Origin of the sequence: Mangrovimonas sp. ST2L15, from assembly GCF_001280515.1 — a bacterium.
Classification (GTDB): domain Bacteria; phylum Bacteroidota; class Bacteroidia; order Flavobacteriales; family Flavobacteriaceae; genus Mangrovimonas; species Mangrovimonas futianensis.
In genome coordinates this window covers 90,110-103,315 of sequence record NZ_LBIQ01000035.1, presented here as the reverse complement: position 1 = coordinate 103,315, position 13,206 = coordinate 90,110, and the positions used below count along the sequence as shown (strand labels likewise).

General features: G+C 37.9%; 14 protein-coding genes. 8 read left to right on the top strand and 6 right to left on the bottom strand.

Features of this window, described 5'->3' with window-relative positions; genetic code table 11:
• Positions 1-13 precede the first annotated feature (13 nt).
• The 5 genes from ZA07_RS13505 to ZA07_RS13485 all read right to left on the bottom strand — a co-directional run bounded on the left by ZA07_RS13505 (position 14) and on the right by ZA07_RS13485 (position 4,443).
• Positions 14-2,263: a penicillin-binding protein 1A gene (locus tag ZA07_RS13505; RefSeq protein ID WP_053972300.1), complete on the bottom strand. Its 2,250-nt coding sequence runs from the start codon at positions 2,261-2,263 to the stop codon at positions 14-16.
• A 173-nt stretch (positions 2,264-2,436) separates the two neighbouring features.
• Positions 2,437-2,835 carry a rhodanese-like domain-containing protein gene (locus ZA07_RS13500; protein ID WP_053972565.1) on the bottom strand — a complete coding sequence of 133 codons (399 nt, stop codon included), beginning with the start codon at positions 2,833-2,835 and terminating at the stop codon, positions 2,437-2,439.
• Between the two features lie 6 nt (positions 2,836-2,841).
• Entirely contained in the window at positions 2,842-3,159 is a 318-nt protein-coding gene (locus ZA07_RS13495) for a rhodanese-like domain-containing protein (RefSeq protein WP_053972299.1), read from the bottom strand.
• Positions 3,160-3,275: 116 nt separating this feature from the next.
• Positions 3,276-3,887 (bottom strand): thioredoxin family protein, encoded by a 612-nt coding sequence (locus ZA07_RS13490; RefSeq protein WP_053972298.1) that lies wholly within the window; start codon positions 3,885-3,887, stop codon positions 3,276-3,278.
• A 7-nt stretch (positions 3,888-3,894) separates the two neighbouring features.
• Positions 3,895-4,443, bottom strand: coding sequence for a TlpA family protein disulfide reductase (locus ZA07_RS13485; protein WP_053972297.1), 549 nt, complete (start codon positions 4,441-4,443; stop codon positions 3,895-3,897).
• Between the two features lie 310 nt (positions 4,444-4,753).
• Between ZA07_RS13485 and ZA07_RS13480 the strand changes: the two genes are divergently transcribed.
• The 8 genes from ZA07_RS13480 to ZA07_RS16045 all read left to right on the top strand — a co-directional run bounded on the left by ZA07_RS13480 (position 4,754) and on the right by ZA07_RS16045 (position 11,280).
• On the top strand, positions 4,754-6,157 hold the full coding sequence (locus ZA07_RS13480) for an anthranilate synthase component I family protein (protein WP_053972296.1): 1,404 nt from the start codon (positions 4,754-4,756) through the stop codon (positions 6,155-6,157).
• A gap of 1 nt (position 6,158) precedes the next feature.
• Entirely contained in the window at positions 6,159-6,725 is a 567-nt protein-coding gene (locus ZA07_RS13475) for an aminodeoxychorismate/anthranilate synthase component II (RefSeq protein WP_053972295.1), read from the top strand.
• A gap of 1 nt (position 6,726) precedes the next feature.
• On the top strand, positions 6,727-7,719 hold the full coding sequence (gene trpD, locus ZA07_RS13470) for an anthranilate phosphoribosyltransferase (RefSeq protein WP_053972294.1): 993 nt from the start codon (positions 6,727-6,729) through the stop codon (positions 7,717-7,719).
• Positions 7,716-8,501 carry an indole-3-glycerol phosphate synthase TrpC gene (gene trpC / locus ZA07_RS13465; protein WP_053972293.1) on the top strand — a complete coding sequence of 262 codons (786 nt, stop codon included), beginning with the start codon at positions 7,716-7,718 and terminating at the stop codon, positions 8,499-8,501. Before trpD ends, trpC begins: the two co-directional genes overlap by 4 nt.
• Positions 8,498-9,118 (top strand): phosphoribosylanthranilate isomerase, encoded by a 621-nt coding sequence (locus ZA07_RS13460; protein WP_053972292.1) that lies wholly within the window; start codon positions 8,498-8,500, stop codon positions 9,116-9,118. Before trpC ends, ZA07_RS13460 begins: the two co-directional genes overlap by 4 nt.
• Entirely contained in the window at positions 9,115-10,296 is a 1,182-nt protein-coding gene (trpB, locus tag ZA07_RS13455; RefSeq protein ID WP_053972291.1) for a tryptophan synthase subunit beta, read from the top strand. Before ZA07_RS13460 ends, trpB begins: the two co-directional genes overlap by 4 nt.
• A 1-nt stretch (position 10,297) precedes the next feature.
• The gene (gene trpA, locus ZA07_RS13450; RefSeq protein ID WP_053972290.1) at positions 10,298-11,065 is read left to right on the top strand and encodes a tryptophan synthase subunit alpha; all 768 of its coding nucleotides are present in this window, start codon (positions 10,298-10,300) and stop codon (positions 11,063-11,065) included.
• Between the two features lie 68 nt (positions 11,066-11,133).
• Complete coding sequence (locus ZA07_RS16045; protein WP_157492152.1) at positions 11,134-11,280, top strand: hypothetical protein; 147 nt, start codon at positions 11,134-11,136, stop codon at positions 11,278-11,280.
• A 76-nt stretch (positions 11,281-11,356) separates the two neighbouring features.
• Here ZA07_RS16045 and argS read toward each other — a convergent pair whose 3' ends face one another.
• Positions 11,357-13,138 (bottom strand): arginine--tRNA ligase, encoded by a 1,782-nt coding sequence (gene argS / locus ZA07_RS13445; RefSeq protein ID WP_053972289.1) that lies wholly within the window; start codon positions 13,136-13,138, stop codon positions 11,357-11,359.
• Positions 13,139-13,206 lie beyond the last annotated feature (68 nt).

Below are 13,206 nucleotides of genomic sequence, written 5' to 3'. Positions count from 1 at the left end.
GTTTGAAGTCGTTCTATTTTCCAAACTCTTTTTCTTTTTTCTTTTTCCCAAAAAGACGTTTAAAAAACCCATCTCGCTTTTCGGGATTACAGTCCAAAGATTCCAAGACTTCTTTTGAAGGAGCATTAAATTGAGCCAAAGTATAAGTTCGATAGTCTCGGCCATTATTCAACTCAACTAAAAAATTAGCAACAATAGGCAAAGCCGAGTTGGCACCTTGTCCTATAGCTGTTGTTTTAAAACCTATTTGATGGTGGTCATTTCCTACCCAAGATGCCATAATTAAATGGGGCGTAATCCCAACAAACCAACCATCTTTATTATCCTGTGTAGTTCCCGTTTTACCTGCGATATCATTCTTTAAACCATAGGTTGAGCGAAGACGTCTGGCGGTCCCTTCATTTACAGTAGACTTCATAAACTCTATCATGGTTTCTCTGGTTCTGTCTGAATAAGCCGGTTGAAAAGAAGCTTCAGGCCTATACTCATATAAAACAGTTCCTGATCTATCTTCTATTTTATTAATAAAATATGGTTTCACCGAAACATTGGAATTTGCAAATCCGGTATAGGCAGTAGACAACTCAAGAAGTGAAAGTTCTGCTGTTCCTAAGGCCAAGGAAGGGACTTCTGGCAATTCGGAGGTTATTCCCATATTTTCTGCAAGCTGCACTACAGGCAGTATACCCACCTCATCCAAAACTTTAACGGCAATCGTATTAACCGAATGACTTAAGGCTTTTTCTAAAGAGTAATTCATATGAGGATCATTCTCATCTTTAGAGGCATTTGAAGGAGTCCATCCTTCTTGATCCGTATATGTTACTTCCTTAATAGAGAAATAAGTGCACGGATCCATTCCATTTTCTATGGCTGCCGTATAGACAATTGGTTTAAAGGTAGAACCCACTTGTCGCTTTCCCATACTCACATGATCATATTTAAAATGCTCAAAGTTGATACCCCCCACATAAGCCCTTACTGCTCCCGTATGTGGATCTAAGGCCACAAAACCAGCATTTAAAAACTTGAGATAGTGTTTTAAACTATCAATGGTTGACACCTCCATAATGGTATCTCCCTCAAGGGTGAAAAGAGATTTCTTTTCCTTTCTTTTCAGAGAATCTAAAATTTGTGATTCAGATAATCCTTTTTTCTGAAGTTCCTTATACTTGGGAAGATTTTTCACCAATTGATTTAATAGCTTTTCATCCGTAATCCAAGGTGCTGAATTTCCATAAGAAGCCTCAAACTGTTGTTGCAATTTTCCCATGTGCTTATCTGTAGCCCGTTCTGCATAGGTTTGCATGCCATTATCCAGGGTGGTAGTAATTTTCAACCCATCTGTGTACAAATTATAAGATGATCCATTTTCGTTTTTGATAGAATCCAAAATAGCTTCCGCCTCAAGCCTTACATGCTCTCTAAAATAAGAGCCTAAGCCTTCATTATATGAAAATTTATGATAATCAATTTCCAGCGGTTGGTTACTAACTTCCTGTCTCTTGATTTCATCGATGTAACCGTATTTTTCCATTTGCTGAAGAACAACATCCCTTCTCAGCTGACTTCTTTCTGGAAACAATCTAGGGTTGTAGCTGTGATTAGCTTTTAAAGTACCAACTAATGTAGCTGCCTCTGATAAGCTAAGGTTTTGGGTATTGGTATTAAAGAATTTTTGGGAAGCACTCTCAATACCAAAGGTATTCTCACTAAACGGGACGGTATTCAGGTATAGTTCAATAATTTCTTCTTTACTGTAAACCTCTTCAATGCGAGAGGCAGTAATCATCTCCTTTATTTTATTAACTGGCATTGAAAATGGCCCATAGCTCTTGCGACCAAATAAATTTTTGGCTAATTGTTGTGTGATAGTACTACCTCCACCACTCGATGCATCTTGCATCAAAATACTTTTGAAGGCCACCCTAAAAAAACTGGTGTAGTCAATACCATGATGGTCGTAGAATCTAGCATCCTCGGTCGCTACCAATCCATCCACTAGATATTTTGGCAAGTCCTCATATTTGACAATCTGCCTATCAAAAACAAAATATTTCCCAAGGATTTTTTGATTGTGATCAAATACAATACTAGCCTCTGCTTGTTTGAAATTCTTTAAATCCTTCTTTGAGGGTAAGCTACCCCATAATCCCACATAAATACTTAGAAAAAAAAGTAATGAAAACAGTGCCAAGGCACCAATTATCTTAAGAAGTTTGGAAAGCCATTTTTTTTTGTTAGCTCTAGTTTTTTTATTCACAAAATAGGATTTGAAATCTTTAGTTCCTGTTAACTAATAAGTTTATACGTCTAAAAGGTAAAAATAGATTTCAAAATAGGCATTAGAATTAAGAGTTTCTTATGAAATGTAGTATCCAAAAAATACATGTATGATTTACAAACTATTTTCCATTCTATAAATCAGGGAAAAAATTATTCTGGTAAAATGACTTTTAAGCCTTCGTGCTCCCATGCCGAAATACCGCCGTCCAAATCATAGACTTTTACAAATCCAGCTTCAATCATCTTTTTGGCACATCTAGCGCTTCTGCCTCCGGTGCGGCAATAAAGAATTACAGGTTTTGTTTTGTCCAGTTTTTGAATATCCTCATTAAAGGTTTCCGATTCAAAATCAATATTTTGGGCACCAGCAATAAAGCCCTCGTCAAACTCCTCCGGTGTTCTGACATCCAATAGTTGCACATCATCCATTTCCAGTAAAGTTTGCATTTCTTCCGTGCTAATTTCCTCTATTCCGTCATAATTTTCATTAATACAGCTTGACACTGCCAACAAAATTGACATCAGGAAAAGGAATACCCATTTTTTCATAACCAATTACTTTGTTACTACATCACCTTCCCATTCTATAAAACCACCCAAAAGGTTGTAGGCTTTATCAATGCCTATTTGGTTTAAAATGGAACAAGCTTGCCCGCTTCTAACCCCAGAACGGCAATAGATATAGTAGGATTTATTTTTATCAAATTTTTGAATTTCATCCATGAATTCCTGTGACTCGTAAATATCCAAATGTAGAGCATTAGGAATCATACCTAACTCCTCTAATTCTTCTTCGGTTCTTACATCTAAGATCACTGCATTTTCATCATGTGATAATTGCTCCATCCACGTTTCTTGTGATAGATCTGCCATATGTTTGTTTAAAAAGGTTTGGAACAAAATTAATGTTTCTTCCGAAATATTAACGAAAAAATCCGAAGAGTTAGTACCCCTCGGATTTCTTAAAACTCACTAAACATTCACTTTAGTTACACCTTAATGGTACAACCAATAGCTCTTGTGGTCTTTTCTTTAATTTCTTTTCCAGCTAAAAGAGCATCAACTGCATCTTCAACATACTTTTGGTTCACAGCGTTCGCGTCTTGGAAATTATCATCTATAGCTCCAATATATTTAACTTCATTTCCTTTTGAAGTTTTTTGTAGCACATAAACATGAGGTGTTTTGGTAGCGCCGTATTGTGGATAAATTTTTTGTCCTTTATCCATTAAGTAAGGAAAGGTGTAGCCTTTGGCTTTGGCTCTTGCTTTCATTTCTTCCATACTATCTCCTGGTTTCACATCGGTATTGTTGGGCATAATAGCAATAACAGGATACCCTTTTGATGCATATTTCTTGTCTAAAGCGATAATTCGATCTTCATAAGCGATGGCATATGGACAGGTATTACAAGTAAAAACAACAATAAATCCTTTTGCGTCTTTGTAATCAGATAAAGAGACCATAGTCCCATCAATATTCTCTAGTTCAAAATCGGTCGCCATATCGCCAATTTTATAACCATCGCTATCACTCTTTATAGTGAAAGCAGATAAGGCGACGAAAACCACCATTACTAATAAAGTTTGTAAAGTTTTCATAGGTATTTTAGTTTAAAAAAGGTTTTAGTTCATTCTCCAATTCTTCAAGCGTAAATGATTTCTCAAAGAATTTTCTGGTTTCCTTATTATAGATAACTGTTGCGGGAATAGCGCCAGACCAACCTTCATCCACTTTAGGAATCCATGTGTTCATATCAGGGTCGTTCAAAGCAACCACTTTAGAGGTCAGCTTTTTCTCTTGGATAAACGGCTTCAATTTACTATCATATTGGTTTGGAAAATCCAAGCTCACCAAAAGCACTTCCACATCCTCATCTTTATATTTTTGATTTAATTCCTCGAAATGAGGAAGCTCTTTGACACAAGGCACACACCAAGTCGCCCAAAAATTTACCACATACGTCTTTTCATCCTTTTTATTCAAAAGACTCTCGAGACCATCAAAATCGTAGATCTCCAAAGCCACTTCTGGACTTTCAACTTTAGTTTCTTCAACCGCCGGAACCTCATCGACAGAAGATTCAGGATGAGACGATTGGTTCTCCTTGCAACTGAAGGCAAGAAGCAACGCAATCCATAAGATCATTTTATTCATAAGTTAAAGTTAACAAGGGTATTTAAAGAGGCTTTGGTTTTTAACAAAAGATTATAAAATACCCATAATATATGAATTATAAGATCCCTTAACAAGTATTCCCCCCATCATAAAAAAATCAAAACTATTTGAAAATCAATTTAGGATTTCTATCTTTGAACTCTATTTCAAACAGAATGAAACATTTATTAAATAACAATTGGTGGTGGAGCTTCCGAAAATCAAACTTCGTGAAGTAGATTTCCTATTGTATATTTATCTAAAAATATAAAGGCTTGTCTTCACGACAAGCCTTTTTTAATTGAAAAAAATGAAGAAATTCAGCCTTTACACCCATTACAAAAAAATCCTCGCAGACACCATTACCCCTGTGAGCATTTACTTAAAGCTTAGGGATAAATATCCTAAAAGCATTTTATTGGAAAGTAGTGATTACCATACCAATGACAACAGTTTCTCATACATCTGTTGCAACCCAATCGCCACCTTTAAAATTAAGAATCACGAAATCACAGAAACCTTCCCAGATGGTAGTCAAATGTCTTCTAAAATTGACAAAGAAACCCAAGTTTCTGAGAAGATCCACAAATTCACTAGACGTTTTCGAGTCAACTCTGATGCCCATTTTAAATTTATTAATAATGGCATTTTCGGATATATGGCTTATGATGCCGTCACTTATTTTGAAGACGTTGATATTTCAAAAAAAGAAGGGACGTTAGGTATTCCCGATGTTTTTTATGCTGTTTACCAAAATATCATTGCAATCAATCACTTTAAGAATGAGGCCTATATTTTTGCTCATTGTTTTAATTCAGAAAACAACATTGACGAAATCCATCATGCCATACAATCTAAAAACTTTACCTCTTTTTCATTCCAACCAGACGGTGAAACGCAATCCAATTTAACTGATGACGAATATAAAGGTCATGTGGAACTGGCAAAAAAACATTGTGCGCGAGGTGACGTCTTTCAGCTTGTCCTATCCAAAAAGTTCACTCAAAGGTTCAAGGGTGATGAATTCAATGTGTATCGCGCTTTAAGAAGTATAAACCCTTCCCCTTATCTCTTTTATTTTGACTATGGTGACTTTAAGATCTTCGGAAGTTCGCCAGAGGCGCAACTTATCGTTAAAGAAGGAAAAGCAGAAATTCATCCCATTGCGGGAACCTTTAGAAGAACCGGAAATGATGAACAAGATGCCGAGTTAGCCAAAAAGCTATCAGAAGACCAAAAAGAAAATAGCGAACATGTGATGTTGGTAGATTTGGCCAGAAATGACCTAAGCCGACATGGTCGTCAAGTGCAAGTTGAAACCTATCGAGAAGTTCAGTTTTTCTCCCATGTGATTCATTTAGTAAGCAAGGTAACTAGTATGAAAGATAAAGAATCAACTACCATGGAGGTAGTCGCCGATACTTTTCCTGCTGGAACCCTTAGTGGTGCTCCTAAACACCGCGCTATGCAATTAATAGAACAATATGAAAAAACAAGCAGGGAGTTCTATGGTGGCGCTATTGGTTTTATGGACTTCCAAGGTAATTTCAACCACGCCATCATGATCCGGACCTTTTTAAGCAAAAACCATGAATTACATTGGCAAGCTGGTGCTGGCCTGGTATCAAAATCCAATCCAGACCAAGAATTACAGGAAGTGTATAACAAACTTGGTGCTTTAACAAAAGCCATCGAACTAGCAGAAACCTTATAAAATGAAAAAGATTTTAGTCATAGATAATTACGATAGTTTCACTTATAACTTGGTGCACTATTTAGAGGATTTGGATTGTGATGTGACAGTCATAAGAAATGACCAATTAACATTAGAAGAAGTAGAACCCTTTGAAAAGATCCTATTATCCCCTGGCCCAGGTATTCCGAATGAAGCAGGCCTATTAAAGGATATTATTAAGACTTATGCCAACTCCAAAAGTATTTTCGGGGTTTGTTTGGGACAGCAAGCCATAGGCGAGGTTTTTGGGGGAAGTTTACAAAATTTGGACACCGTTTATCATGGTGTCGCTACTACTATTGATGTTTGTGTAGATGACGAACCTATTTTCAAGAATCTACCAAAGCAAATGGAAGTAGGCCGGTATCATTCGTGGGTGGTCATCAATGAGCTTCCAGATGAATTGGAAGCTACTTCATTTGATGAAAACGGACAAATCATGTCTCTAAGACACAAAACGCTAGATGTTAAAGGGGTCCAATTTCACCCCGAATCCGTATTAACACCAAACGGTAAAGACATGTTGAAAAACTGGATAAATAGTTAAGATGAAAAACATTTTAAATAGATTGATCAACCAAGAGAGCATCTCAACAGAAGAGGCCAAACAAGTCTTGGTGAACATTTCAAAAGGTGATTACAACCAAAGCCAAATTGCTTCCTTCTTGACCGTTTACATGATGCGCACCATCACAGTTGAGGAGCTGCAAGGGTTTAGAGACGCCTTATTAGAGTTGTGCATTCCAGTAGAATTGGAAGGATACAACACCATTGATTTATGTGGTACTGGTGGTGATGGAAAAAACACATTCAATATCTCAACACTGGCGTCCTTTGTAACTGCTGGCGCTGGAATTCCTGTGACCAAACATGGTAACTATGGTGTATCATCTGTTTCAGGATCCAGTAATGTGATGGAATACTTCGGAATTAAATTCAGTAGTGATATTGATTTTTTAAAAACCTGTTTAGACAAAGCGAATATTTGTGTTTTGCATGCCCCACTTTTCCATCCCGCTATGAAACATGTAGCGCCCATCAGACGGGAATTAGGCGTCAAAACCTTTTTCAATATGCTAGGTCCTATGGTGAATCCAGCCTTTCCAAAGAACCAATTAGTAGGAGTTTTTAGCTTGGAATTACTAAGGCTGTACAGTTACCTTTATGAAAATTCAAATAAAAATTACTGCATCGTTCATGCCATGGACGGCTATGATGAAATTTCACTGACCAGTGATGCCAAAATAGTCAAAAATCAAGAAGAACTGATTCTAACACCAGAGCATTTTTATTCTCCAAGATATGACCAATCAACAATTCATGGTGGAGAAACCATAGAAAGTTCAGCGAAAATCTTTGAACATATTATCATGGGACAAGGTACCGAAGCCCAAAATAATGTGGTCTGTGCTAACGCCGCTTTGGCTATTTCAACCGCCAAAGGATGCTCCATCCAAGATGGCTTTGGTGAAGCGGTTGACTCCCTATTAAGCGGCGCAGCTAGAGAACAATTTGAAACCCTAATTGAATTAAGCAAATGACCATTTTAGACCAAATCATTAACGATAAACGCCAAGAGGTCAGTCTTAAAAAAGGTTTGATTCCTTTATCCCAATTGGAATCCTCAGTTTTATTTTCAAAACCCACATTTTCCTTGTGTTCAGCCCTAAAAAAAAGTGCTTCAGGTATTATTGCCGAACACAAAAGACGTTCGCCCTCAAAAGCAGTTATAAATCAAAACTTAGACGTTGAAGCCGTAGCCAAGGGATATGAAAAAGCTGGCGCTTGTGGGATGTCTGTTTTAACGGATGGAAAATATTTTGGGGGTTCTTTAGATGATTTGTTACTTGCTAGAGCCTCATGCCAACTTCCTTTACTTCGGAAAGAATTCATCATCGATGAGTACCAAATCATCGAGGCTAAAGCTTATGGTGCGGATGTGATTCTACTTATTGCTGCTGTTTTAACACAACAAGAAATCAAGAAGTTTTCAGAACTAGCCAAATCCCTAAACCTAGAAGTCCTTTTGGAAGTTCACAATTTAACTGAATTGGAAAAATCCATCATGCCAAGTTTGGATATGATTGGCGTTAATAATCGCAACCTTAAAACCTTTGAGGTAAGTTTGGAGATCAGTAAAGATTTGGCATCGCAAATTCCAAATGATTTTGTTAAAGTGTCTGAAAGCGGTATCAATTCGGTTGAGGCTATCAAGGCATTGCAGCCTTTTGGATATAAGGGATTTTTGATAGGCGAGAATTTTATGAAAACAGATGAGCCAGGTGAAAGTGCTCTGGAATTTATTAAACAACTTGAGTCATGAAATTGAAGGTGTGCGGCATGAAATATGGGGAAAACATCCAGGCAGTTAGTCAATTGCAACCTGACTATATGGGCTTTATTTTTTATGATCAATCTGCCCGTTATTTTGATGGTGACATCCCTGAGATATCGGAAAGCATCAAAAAAGTGGGGGTCTTTGTAAATGCCTCTTTGGACGAAATCACTTCCAAAATAAACACGTATCAATTACAGGCGGTCCAACTGCACGGGGATGAATCTCCTGACCTTTGTAAAGCGTTGAAGCATTATTTTCCCAAATTGGAAATCATTAAAGTGTTCTCTATTTCTAATCATTTTGATTTTAAAAAATTTCAACCCTATGAAACATATGTTGATGCCTTCCTTTTTGACACTAAAGGAAAACTCCCAGGGGGAAACGGCTATACTTTTGATTGGAACGCTTTGGAAGGATATCCTTCCGAAAAGCCGTTCATATTAAGTGGTGGTATTGGCTTGGATGAAGCACCCCAATTGAAAACCTTCTTAAAATCGCCCCTATCCAAACACTGTTTGGCAGTTGACGTCAACAGTCAATTTGAAATCGAGCCTGGACTAAAAAACGTTCAAAAACTTAAAGAATTTAAATCTGAATTATGAGCTATCACATCGATAAAGACGGATATTATGGAATATTTGGCGGCGCCTATATTCCCGAAATGCTCTATCCGAATGTGGAAGAGTTAAAACAAAACTATATCCAAATCATGGAAGACCCTTCGTTTCAAGAAGAATTCCATCAGCTATTGAGGGATTATGTTGGTCGACCCTCTCCATTATACTTTGCCAAACGTCTTTCAGAACATTACGGCACCAAAATCTATCTAAAACGTGAAGATCTCAATCACACAGGTGCCCATAAAATCAACAATACAATTGGACAAATATTGGTTGCCAAAAGATTGGGTAAAAAAAGGATCATTGCCGAAACAGGTGCCGGACAGCATGGAGTGGCTACTGCCACAGTTTGCGCCCTAATGGGTATTGAGTGTGTGGTTTATATGGGAGAAATTGATATTGCCAGACAAGCACCCAATGTAGCCAGAATGAAGATGTTGGGAGCGACTGTGATTCCGGCTACTTCGGGAAGTAAAACGCTTAAAGACGCTACCAATGAAGCCATTAGGGATTGGATTAACAATCCGGTGGACACCCATTACATCATTGGCAGTGTGGTGGGCCCCCATCCGTATCCCGATATGGTCGCTCGATTTCAAAGCATCATTTCTGAAGAAACCAAAAAGCAGTTATTAGAAAAGGAAGGCAAAGAAAACCCCAATTATGTCATGGCTTGTGTAGGTGGCGGCAGTAATGCAGCCGGTGCTTACTATCATTATTTAGATGATGTCGATGTAAAGCTGATTGCTGTTGAAGCCGCAGGCCATGGTATTGATTCAGGTGAAAGTGCTGCTACGTCGGTATTGGGTCACGAAGGGATTATTCATGGTAGTAAAACCCTTTTGATGCAAACCCCGGACGGTCAAATAACCGAACCCTACTCCATTTCCGCAGGATTGGATTATCCTGGGGTGGGTCCGTTACATGCTCATTTGCACCAATCAGGACGTGCCGAGTTTATTGCAATTACGGATGACGAGGCCATGAAATCTGGTATGGAATTGTGTCAATTGGAAGGCATCATTCCCGCTATAGAAAGTGCGCATGCTTTGGCGGCCTTAAACAAAAAGACGTTTAATCCCGACGACATTGTGGTATTATGTCTCTCGGGACGCGGAGACAAAGACTTAGAAACGTATATCAACTATTTTAATCTATAAGATGGCAAACCGAATTCAAAACAAATTACTGGAAGATAAAAAACTCCTTTCCATTTACTTTACGGCAGGTTACCCCCATTTGAATGATACCGTCAATATCATAAAAGATTTGGAACAGGCTGGTGTGGATTTTATAGAAATCGGATTACCGTTTAGTGATCCCTTGGCAGACGGCCCTACCATTCAGGAAAGTTCGACTCAAGCGTTAAAAAACGGAATGACTACGGAAGTTCTTTTTGAACAACTCAAGGACATTAGAAAATCGGTTTCCATTCCGTTGATTTTAATGGGATATTTCAACCCGATGTTACAGTACGGCATTGAAAAATTCTGCCAAAAGTGTTCGGAAATAGGTATTGACGGACTCATCATCCCCGATTTACCTGTGGATGTTTACCACAAACAATACCAAGCTATTTTTGAAGCCCATGGCCTGACTAACATTTTCTTGATTACACCACAAACTTCAGAGGAACGCATTAGGTATATCGATTCCACATCCAACGGATTTATCTACATGGTTAGTTCGGCGAGCACCACCGGATCACAATCTGGATTTGGAGAGGAGCAACAAGCCTATTTTAAACGGATTGCAGATATGAACCTCAACAATCCACAAATTATTGGTTTTGGGATCAACAATAAAGAAACCTTTCAAACCGCGACCCAATTTGCTAAAGGCGCCATCATAGGAAGTGCGTTTATAAAGCATGTAACTGAAAAAGGAACACAAAACATTTCTGAGTTTGTAAACAAGATCATTGACTGATTTTAGGATAGTTTTAATAAAATTAGAGTTTCTATTGCTTATCTTATTTATAAACCCAAAAAACAAAAATGATGAGTATTACAGAAGACAAAAGAAAGTTTAAACGTAAAAAAGAGCAAACTAATCCTACCAACCCAACTGGGAATAGGAATATCGATACCAACGATTTTGATATTGATAAAAAAACCATCAAAGATCAACAAAACAAGAAATAATTACCTATTAATGTATTGAAAATAAAAAGGGCACTGTAAATTACAGTGCCCTTTTTATAATATTTAAAGCAGGATTCTACATTCTATCAGGCACCTGAATCCCCAACAAACTAAACCCGTTTTTAATAATCTGTCCTACCGAATGCGCCAATTGCACTCTAAATATTTTTTCGTTGGCATCATCAGCGCCTAAAATGGATACATTTTGATAGAACGAATTGAACTCCTTCACCAAGTCGTACACATAATTAGCAATCAACGCCGGACTTAAATTTTCAGCAGCCTGTTGAATCACTTCTGGGAACAGTTGCATTTGTTTCAGAAGTTCCTGTTCTTTTTCGTGAAGTTCGATGTCTGTAATTTCAGCTGTTAAATCCAAACCATCCGCTTTTCTAAGAATGGATTGAATTCTCGCATAGGTATATTGAATAAAAGGTCCGGTATTCCCTTGGAAATCGATAGATTCCTTAGGATCAAAAAGAATACGCTTCTTAGGATCGACCTTTAAGATATAATATTTCAAAGCCCCCAAACCAATGGTTTGGTACAGGTCTTTTTTCTCTCCTTCAGAATAACCGTCCAGTTTACCTAATTCCTCTGAAATCTCCTCGGCTGTATCGGCCATTTCTTGAATCAAATCATCGGCATCTACCACGGTTCCCTCTCTACTTTTCATTTTCCCACTAGGAAGATCGACCATTCCATAACTCAAATGGTACAGGTGTTGCGCCCAATCATATCCCAATTTCTGCAAAATCAAAAACAGCACCTTAAAGTGGTAATCCTGTTCGTTCCCTACGGTATAAACCAAGCCACCCACATCTGGATAATCCTTGATTCTTTGTATAGCCGTACCAATATCTTGAGTCATGTAAACAGCTGTTCCGTCTGCTCTCAACACCAACTTTTCATCCAAGCCTTCATCCGTCAAATTACACCATACTGAACCATCCTCCTTCTTGAAGAAGACCCCTTTTTCCAGTCCAATTGCGACAACTTCTTTTCCAAGCAAATAAGTATCGCTTTCATAATACAAGCAATCAAAATTGACACCCAAATTCTCATAAGTAACATCAAACCCTTTATATACCCAACCGTTCATGGTTTTCCATAAAGTAACTACTTCTGGATCACCTGCCTCCCATTTTCTGAGCATTTCCTGGGCTTCCAATAAAATAGGTGCTTCCGCTTTAGCCTCCTCTTCGGTTTTTCCGGCAGCCATTAATTCTGTAATCTCCTTCTTGTATTCCTGGTCAAATTTAACGTAGTAATTCCCTACCAATTTGTCTCCCTTAATATCTGAAGACTCTGGAGTTTCACCATTTCCGAAGCGTTTCCAAGCCAACATACTCTTACAAATATGAATCCCTCGGTCGTTAATGATTTGTGTCTTATAAACCTTTTTACCAGATGCTTTTAGAATTTCAGAAACACTATAACCCAACAAAATATTTCTGATATGCCCCAAGTGTAGTGGTTTGTTGGTATTGGGAGAAGAATATTCTACCATCATGGACTTTTCACCTTCCTGAACCGGAACAAATCCGTAATTGGTTTGTCCTTTCATTCCATTAAAAAAGTCCAAGTAAAATTGTGGATCAATTTCTACATTCAAAAACCCTTTGACCACATTGTATCCCTTTACGGTCTCAACATGTTTCACCAAGTGTTCTCCAATGGCTTCACCAATCTGCACCGGATTTCCTTTTACCACTCGCAGCATGGGAAATACAACAACGGTAATATCGCCAGCAAATTCCTTTCTGGTGGCTTGAAATTCTACAGTTTCCAATTCTTGGCCGTAAATATTTTTTACTGCTTCCTTAACGTGTTGAGCGAGGGTGTCCTGAAGGTTCATTGTCTTAACTTTAAATGAATGTGCAAATTTAAAATTTTATGTAGGGAAATTCGATAAACTTTAGAAGA